This window comes from Candidatus Eisenbacteria bacterium (assembly GCA_030017955.1).
GTDB lineage: Bacteria > Eisenbacteria > RBG-16-71-46 > JASEGR01 > JASEGR01 > JASEGR01.
On record JASEGR010000105.1, the window covers coordinates 1 to 7,538 of the forward strand.

5 protein-coding genes are annotated in these 7,538 nt (G+C 52.6%); all 5 read left to right on the forward strand.

Going from position 1 to position 7,538, the window contains the following annotated elements:
* Positions 1-218: 218 nt before the first annotated feature.
* A complete protein-coding gene (locus tag QME66_12065; protein MDI6809699.1) occupies positions 219-587 on the forward strand; it encodes a VOC family protein in 369 nt (122 codons plus the stop codon).
* Between the two features lie 75 nt (positions 588-662).
* Positions 663-4,100, forward strand: coding sequence for a PDZ domain-containing protein (locus QME66_12070; GenBank protein MDI6809700.1), 3,438 nt, complete (start codon positions 663-665; stop codon positions 4,098-4,100).
* 319 nt (positions 4,101-4,419) lie between these two features.
* Positions 4,420-4,947, forward strand: coding sequence for a hypothetical protein (locus QME66_12075; GenBank protein MDI6809701.1), 528 nt, complete (start codon positions 4,420-4,422; stop codon positions 4,945-4,947).
* Positions 4,944-5,141 (forward strand): hypothetical protein, encoded by a 198-nt coding sequence (locus QME66_12080; protein MDI6809702.1) that lies wholly within the window; start codon positions 4,944-4,946, stop codon positions 5,139-5,141. Before QME66_12075 ends, QME66_12080 begins: the two co-directional genes overlap by 4 nt.
* A gap of 326 nt (positions 5,142-5,467) precedes the next feature.
* Positions 5,468-7,474 (forward strand): TonB-dependent receptor, encoded by a 2,007-nt coding sequence (locus QME66_12085; GenBank protein ID MDI6809703.1) that lies wholly within the window; start codon positions 5,468-5,470, stop codon positions 7,472-7,474.
* The last annotated feature ends 64 nt before the right edge of the window (positions 7,475-7,538 follow it).

Sequence of the window (7,538 nt, forward strand, 5' to 3'; positions counted from 1 at the left end):
GTAACTTGTGGCACTCGATACCATGTTCATGTAAGTTTATGCATAAAGCAGGCTATTACTTGCACCAAACAAAGAGATGCTCAACGGGACAGTAGTGGATGTGTCCCCGAATTCGGAGTTGAAGGCTGTCGAATGAACGCTTATCCTTAAAGACTGAATTGATTGCCTTGCTAGCTGATGGGAACTCTTGAAGCAGGGGAAGGAAAGGAGGAAGAGCCATGCCGCGTGTGATTCATTTCGAAATCTTTGCTGATAGACCGGAACGTGTAATAAAGTTCTACAAAGAGGTTTTTGGCTGGAAAATAGCGAAATGGAAGGGCCCCGTGGAATACTGGCTCGTGACAACCGGGGAAAAGAGTAAGCCGGGCATAGACGGCGGCATAATGAAGCGTTCAAAGAAATCAGAGGCCACGATAAACACAGTCGATGTTCCATCAGTGGACAAATTCATAGCAAGAATCAAGAAAAAGGGCGGCGAAGTCGTTTCGCCGAAGATGGCCATTCCGGACGTTGGCTACATGGCCTACTGCAAGGACACTGAGGGCAACGTGTTCGGCATAATGCACGACGATCCACGAGCAAAATGAAACCAGTCTTCTGGTTCACTCGTAAAAGGGATATTGAGCCCTGGTTTCATGCGGTTTACCCCGGGAGGTAGAGAGATGTTGGGAAAGCACCTTTGCACCGTGATTCTCTTGGTAGTTCTTTTGTCGGTTTTTGGAACACCGGCTACTGCAGTCGAGCCGCACGCCGGAATGCTGCGCTATCCGGATGTGAGCGCAACCCATATCGCCTTTCTCTATGCGAATGACCTCTGGCTTGTTCCGAAGGCGGGAGGCGTGGCAACACCGCTTGCAGGTCCTCCCGGCCAGGAAATGTTCCCGAAGTTCAGCCCTGATGGAGGCACCATCGCATTTGTCGGCAACTATGATGGGAACAAGGATATCTACACAATTCCTGTGACCGGCGGGATCCCGCTACGTGTCACTCATCATCCGACGGCGGAAGTTTTGGACGATTGGACTTCGGACGGCCGCTTGATCTTCTTCGCATATGGTATGCAAACATATCCGCGTGCGACCGAGCTTTTCACCGTGCCCGCATCAGGAGGGCTGCCGGAGAAATTGCCGGTTCCTTACGGGGCGAACGCTGCAATCAGCCCCGATGGCAAATGGCTGGCATACACACCGCATACGGCGGATTTTCGCACCTGGAAACGGTATCGCGGCGGAATGGCCACTGACATCTGGCTTTTCAATCTCAAGGACAACACATCAAAGAAGATCACTGACTGGGAAGGAACTGATACCCAGCCGATGTGGAACGGCGACCGCATCTACTATCTCTCGGACGGCGGTCCTGAACACCGCCTCAATATCTGGCTTTATGACACGAAAACAAGAAAACGCCGTCAGGTCACTGCGTACAAGGACTTTGACGTGAAGTGGCCGTCCATCGGACCCGGTTCGACCGGACAGGGGGAAATCGTGTTCCAGTACGGCCCGGACCTCCAGCTTCTCGACCTTGGAGGCGAGGGCGTGCGGACTGTAAGAGTCACCATTCCCGGCGACAGACCGAAAATCCGGGTCCAGACCGTTGACGCCAAGGACTTCATCTTCAATCGCAATATTTCCTCGACCGGGAAGCGCGCAGTGGTTGAGGCAAGGGGCGACATCTGGACGCTCCCCGCCAAGAAGGGGTCACCGATAGACCTTAACCGGACGAGCGGCATTGCCGAACGCGATCCTGCCTGGAGTCCCGACGGCCAGTGGATCGCTTATTTTTCAGATTCTTCCGGCGCGTACGAACTCTACATTACTCAGTCGGACGGAGCCGGCAGCACACGCCGGGTCACCACGCTTGGAAAAGGGTTCTTGTACGATCCGACATGGTCTCCTGACTCCAAGTGGATTTCCTTCTGGGACCAGACCAATACTCTGTACCTTCTCAACATCGAGAGCAGGAAAACGAGAGTCGTTGACCGCACGGCGAGCGGAGTTGGCGGGAGAGGGGCGCGTGTGAGCTGGTCGAACGACTCGAACTGGATGGCCTACTCCATTGTAGAGTCCATGAGAATGCCTGCCTTTGTGCGGCTTTACGATGTCGTGAAAGACGAAAAACACACAGTGACAAGCGGGATGTTCAACGATACCTGGCCGACATTCGACCGTGAGGGTAAGTATCTTTACTTCGCGAGCCAGCGTGATTTCAGTTCGCCGACCTATGACGATCAAGGCTCGTCATGGGTCTACGACCAAACTGATCGCCTTTACACCGTTCCGCTCAGGAGCGACATCACCTCTCCTCTTGCTCCTAAGAGCGACGACGAAAAGTGGGGCGAGGACAAAGGTGCGGCCAAGACTGACACCAGCAAAGTGAAGGACAAGAACGACGAGAAGAAGAAGGATGAGGGAGAGTCCAAGGACAAGGAGAAGAAGGCGGGCGATGCCGAAGAGAAGAAGCCGGGCGACGCTGAGGAGAAAAAACCGGCCGGCGCCGAGGAGAAGAAGGCGGGCGAGCCGATCAAGATTGACCTTGAGGGTTTTGAGCACAGGACAATTCTCCTTCCGGTCGAACGCGGCAGCTTCTTACGCCTGAGTGTGAATGATGCAGGGAAGCTCATCTACATGCGTGTACAGGAAGGAGATGCGGAAGACTCCGGGGTCAAAGCTTCGATTCATCTTCTCGATCTGGACGAAGAGAAGGATAAAGAGAAGACGGTCATGACGGATGTCCGGGATTTCGCCATGTCGGCTGATGGGAAGAAACTGCTCATCGTCAAGAGTGAGGCGATGGGAATAGTTGATGCCAGGCCCGAACAGAGAATCGAATCCGTGATTTCCACATCAGGAATGAAGTTTGACGCCGATCCACGGCAAGAATGGCGTCAGATTTTCACTGATACGTGGCGCATCCAGCGCGATTTCTTCTATGCCACCAATATGCACGGAGTCGATTGGGAAGCGGTCCGCAAGCGTTACGGGGTCATGCTCGATGACTGCGCCTCCCGCGAGGACGTGAGCTACGTCATTGGAGAAATGATTTCAGAGCTCAATGTGGGCCATGCGTACTATTGGGGAGGCGATAACGAAAAGGCTCCGAGCGTCTCAGTCGGTATGCTTGGCTGTGACTTCGAGCTTCAAAATGGCGCGTACCGGATTTCGAGAATTATCGAGGGTGACCCCTGGGACGTGGATGCCAGAGGCCCGCTGAGCCAGCCAGGATCGGGAATCAAGACCGGTGATTACGTGCTCGCCGTTAACGGCGTACCCATTGATACAGCCAAAGATCCATGGGCTGCATTTCAAGGTCTGGCGGGCCGGACGGTCACGCTGACCGTAAGTGGGGAGCCCACTGTTGGAGATTCATCCCGCCGCGTGCTGATAGAATTGCGCGGCAGCGAATCTGCTCTGCGTTACCGTGCATGGGTGGACAAAAACAGGGCTTATGTGGCCGATAAGACCGGCGGCAAGGTGGGCTATATCTATGTTCCCGACACCGGAATCGAAGGACAGAACGAGCTAGTGCGACAATTCTACGGCCAGATCAACAAAGAAGCTCTCATCATTGATGAAAGGTGGAACGGCGGTGGGCAGATTCCGGATCGGTTCATAGAGCTTCTCAACCGGCCCGTGTTCAACTACTGGTCAAGCCGTCACACCGACGAGAATATCCCGTGGCCGGCACATGCGCAGCACGGGCCGAAGTGCATGCTGATAAACGGGCTCGCCGGCTCGGGCGGCGACTACTTCCCGTTTTCCTTCCGGAAAGCCGGTCTGGGCAAACTGATCGGTACGCGAACCTGGGGCGGTCTGGTCGGCATGAGCGGAAACCCGAGGCTGATTGACGGCGGGTACACGAGCGTTCCGACATTTGCATTCTACAAGACAGATGGTACATGGGGCATTGAAGGGCACGGAGTTGATCCGGACATTGAGGTCGTTGATGACCCGGCCCTGATGGTAGGCGGAAAGGATCCTCAGCTCGATGCCGCAATCAAGCTGATGATGGACGAGATCGCGCGCAATCCGTTCAAACCGGCAGCGAGACCGGCATATCCAGACCGGAGCGGCATGGGCATCCTCGAAAAAGACAAATGATCAGATAGGCCTGGACGCAGCCCCTGCTCAGAAAGCCTGGCAAATTCTGTACTGCCAGGCTTTCACTTTTGTCGCTGCGATCCGAAGGCCTGGTCGAAGCATTATATACGAGTCGCGACAAAAGCCCCGTGGGTCAATTCGGCAAAGACTAATGTGGGCAGAATAAATTACCTTGACAAGATTTTCGCAAGAAAGATATGGTAGGAATAGCAAATTATCTTGTGAGATAGCTTCTCTGATGGCAGCGCTTCACACCTTTTCGCGTCAGAATGCCAGGAAGAAGAGGTGAATAGTTGTGAAAAGGTCAGTTCACAGTGGGTTGGTTGTTCTCCTTGTGCTGATGCCAACCAGTCTGTTTGCTAAGAAGAAGTTTGTAGATTGGCAAAGCCCAGAAGGTTGGAAAGTTTTCTATGCCACGCAGGTATCGGATGACAAGATCGACAAAATAAGAGCAGCAAGAAATGTTCCTGGTGCAAAGCTTATCATTGGGCAAATGTACTTGCTTATGACTGATGAGCCAGGTGATTATCATTTCTTTGGCATCCTAATGCCCAAGAAAATGGAACTCCTTTTTGCGCCGCAGAGTCGTTTTGTCATTCGGCTGAAAAACAAAAAGACATTCACGAGCGAGGGGATTTTCTTCACCGAATCTGAATCGTCCCCTTATCTCTGGGATACGAGAAAAGGAAACGTCTTGGTCAGCTATCAAAGAATGATGACTAAAGGTACGAATCCTAAGATTGTAGTTCTGGCGAAGTTCTCCAAGGGCAGCTTTCTGCCAGCCGAGGCGGAAAGCCTGACGGTAGAGGGAGTCAAGGTTATTCAGGAGGAGGTGAGTTTGAAATGAAGGAAGCCTTTGTTGTCGTCGTTATGATGGTTATGTTTCTGCCAGTTGTCGCGAACTCCACGCCGGTCAGCTGTCAGCAAGCGTACGATCATTACTTCCTGCAATGGGGGCTTAATGCCCAGTGTCTCCATGATCTCTTCTGGGATTTCGTGGCCGACATCGGACTAGAGAACTACTTCAACCAATATAACTAGCCAATCTCTGGTTCGCGACCAACCAGGTCGGATTACCGGAAGTGAGGTTTGTCTCTTGGACCCCCACTTCCTGTTTTTGAATCGCAGGAACAATGTGCGCCAGACAACGCACCTGTTTTGGCGATGACTCTGCGCACAGCCGGATCAGAGGGGCCGGTTCCGATAGAAACCGCCGCGCATCTGCCCATGCCTTCCTTGCGCCTTGACAAATAACACGTTGTCACGCTTTCAACTTTCCAGCCGATAGATTGAATAGGGTCTATTTGCATGGGCCCAACGGGCTATTTTTGCGTCAAATCAACCGGCAGATATCGGAGGTATCAGACATGACTGAGAACCGAATATTCCTGGTCCCTGTCTTTCTCCTTGTGATGCTGTCTCTCTGCGGAAGCGTTACGTCCGAAGCCGAGGAGAGTGGGAGGGCGATAGCCGGAGAAGAACTCCTCTTTCGGGGAGTCAAGGTCGTAGCCGCCTCAAAGTATGAACAGAGCCTGACTGACGCTCCTTCCTCCGTGACTATCATCACTGACAGCGACATAAGGAACTATGGCTGCCAGACCCTTGCGGATGTTCTCAGGGATGTGGCCGGATTCGATGCCATCTACGACAGAAACTATGAGTACGTCGGAGTAAGAGGGTTTGCCCGGTTGGGTGACTACTCCACAAGAATCCTGCTTCTCATGAACGGCCATGTCATGAACGACAACTGGATAGGTTCGAACCTGATAGGGACTGACTCCGGGATCGACCTTGACCTTGTGAAGAGGATAGAGATTGTCAGGGGCCCGGGCTCTGCACTCTATGGAACCAATGCCTTCTTTGCCGTTGTCAATGTCATCACCTACGGGGTTGAAGATTTACAGGGACTCAAGCTGTCGAATGAGACCGGCAGTTTTGGCATGAAGAAAGGTATCTTGATTGGTGGAAAGAACTTTGGAAACGGCCTTCGGGCCATAGGCTCCCTATCACTGATGGATACAAAGGGAGACGACTTGTATTTCGAAGAATACGATGGGCTGGTTGGCGACGGTATTACCCGCGGCGCTGATTACGACCGCTCAAAGTCGTTTCTCGGGCAAATTTCCTATGGAGAGGTCTCCATATTCGCAAAACTGTCGTCGAGGACCAAGGGAGTCCCAACGGGCTCCTACGAAACGACGTTCGGTGATGACCGCACACGAACCATTGATGGCAGGAACTTTGTTGAGATGAACGTGGTCCATCCCATCAGTGCCGACAAAGGGATATCGGGCAAGCTCTACTATGACAACATGGTGTACAAAGGCCTCTGGATTTATGCGGATGAACCCGGTCATTACTTTAGCGAAGAGGGGGCCTGGGGTGATTGGATAGGAGTTGAGAGCAATTACACCTGGGACATTGCTCGTGGGAACAGATTGACCCTGGGAGGAGAGTACCAACGGCATCGACTGAAGACCGCCTTGAACTATCTTGACCAGGACCGCCGCCGGGTTGACGGCCTTCCTGACGGACGTTACTCGTACAGTTTCTGGGCACTCTGCCTTCAGCAGGAGCTAAGGCTCAGGGGTAATCTGAACATAACCGTGGGCTGCCATTATGATGATTATCCTGTTTTTGGAGGCGTTGCCGATCCGAGGGCGGCCTTTATCTACAAGCCGTTTCGTCAGAGTACAGTCAAACTTCTGTATGGAGAAGCATTCAGAGCCCCGAGCATCTACGAAAAATACTATACAGACGAAATGACCCAGATTGGAAACGACGGATTGGATCCTGAGAAAGTCAGGACCTGGGAAGGAATATGGGAGCAGTGGATCGGAAAATCCGTAAACGGACAGCTCTCTCTCTACCACAACTCGATATACCATCTCATCAATCAAGTCATGACCCCGGACTCAATGCTTCAATATCAGAATTCATCTGCCATAGTCTCGCAGGGGATTGAGCTTTCCCTGAGGTGGAGGTTTGGCAACGGATGGGAAGGATTTGCGAGCTCCGCGCTTCAGAATTCCAAAGACAGGGAAGCAGATGAGAAGCTGGCCAATGTCCCTGTGGCCATGGCGACTGCCGGTATCGTTATCCCGATACACGGAGACAAGCTGAAAATCAGCCTGAAGGAGAATTATTCTGACAAGCGAAAAGGGAAGAGGCCGGACATAGACATAGATCCGTACTACATAACCACCGTAGGCATTTTGAGCAGGGGGATGGTCCGGAATCTTGAGCTCTCTCTGACCTGCCATAACCTCTTCGATCAGGAATACTACAACGCGGCCGGAGATGAACATCTGGGGGACAAGATTCGACAGGATGGCAGGGTTCTCAGGTTCAAGCTGAGCTATCTGTTGAAATAGCGGAGAACGAGCTAGTGTAGTGCGTCATTAATATCTTGACATATAGACGTGCCTGCTGTATGCT